General features: G+C 60.0%; 1 protein-coding gene. It reads left to right on the forward strand.

What is annotated here, in order from left to right; genetic code table 11:
* Nucleotides 1–1,241 (forward strand): peptide ABC transporter substrate-binding protein (locus EOA86_RS35215; RefSeq protein WP_245497485.1); only part of this gene is annotated, 1,241 nt, incomplete at both ends.

A 1,241-nucleotide genomic window follows, 5' to 3' on the forward strand; every position in this document is an offset into this window, starting at 1 on the left:
CTCCAAATCGAACTACTCGCGGCGCGACGCCCTTCGATTGATGGCGATAGGCGGGGCCGCAGGCCTCATTGCGCCCAATCTTTTGGGCAAACCCGCCTTCGCCCAGAACCCTCCAGCGAGCCCGACCGGCCGCGTCGTCGTCGGATTTTCGCAGGAACCCACCGTCTTCAATCCGCTGATGCCGCATACCGAGTGCGACGACGCCGTGCACTTCTCGGTGTTTGATGCACTCGTTCGCATGGACCCCAAGGGCGTTCTTCAGCCCAATCTTGTGGTCGAAGTGCCCAGCCAAAAGAACGGCGGCATTTCGGAGGATGGACTTTTGTGGCGCATCCGCCTGCGTGATGATGTTCGCTGGCACGACGGCCAACCCTTCACGGCCGAGGATGTGAAGTTCACGCTTGAGCTCATCACCAATCCTAAATTCCGCGCGTGGCGCACGGCGGGTCATTCGCTGGTGCGCGACATCAAGGTTGTCTCGCCGACCGAGCTCACCTGGCGGATGGAGGAGGCTTTCGCCCCCTACCTGTCGTTTCTCGCCGAAACCTTCATGGTTCCCAAGCACATCCTCGAAAAAGAGGCGGACCCGAACGCCGCCGCCTTCAATCAGGCGCCTGTCGGCACTGGCGCATTCAAGTGGGCGCAGCGCATCGCCGGCGATCACATCGAACTCGTCGCGAACACGGACTATGCCGGGGAGGGCCCCTATTTGGAGCGGCTCGTCTTCAAATACATCCCCGACATGACAGTGCTCTACACCCAGTTCAAGAGCGGCGACATTGATCTTGTCGACCAAGCATTCATAACCGCCGACAACTATGCGGAAGCCAGCACACTACCGGATCGCGTGGTCATGTTGGAGCGCGGAGCATCGGTCGAGTCGATCTATCTCAATCTTGAGAAGCCGCAATTCAAGGACCCTGCGGTTCGCCAGGCGCTCTACGCCGCAATAGATAGGAAAGCGATCCTCGAAGGACTTTATTACGGGGTCCACAACCCCACCGAGACCTTCATGCCGCAGAATTCCTATTACTACAATCCGAACCTGCCGGCGCAGGAGTTCAACATCGAGCGCGCGAGCCAGATCCTCGACGAGGCCGGCTGGGTACCCGGACCCGATGGAATACGAGTGAAGGACGGGGTGCGTCTGTCGTTCGCAAACTCCACCACCTCCGGCAACCACCTGCGCGAGCAGACGCAGCAGTTCTTGCAGCAGACGTTCGCCGAGATCGGGGTGGAGA

The organism is Mesorhizobium sp. M5C.F.Ca.IN.020.32.2.1 (genome assembly GCF_004023105.1).
Taxonomy (GTDB): domain Bacteria; phylum Pseudomonadota; class Alphaproteobacteria; order Rhizobiales; family Rhizobiaceae; genus Mesorhizobium; species Mesorhizobium wenxiniae.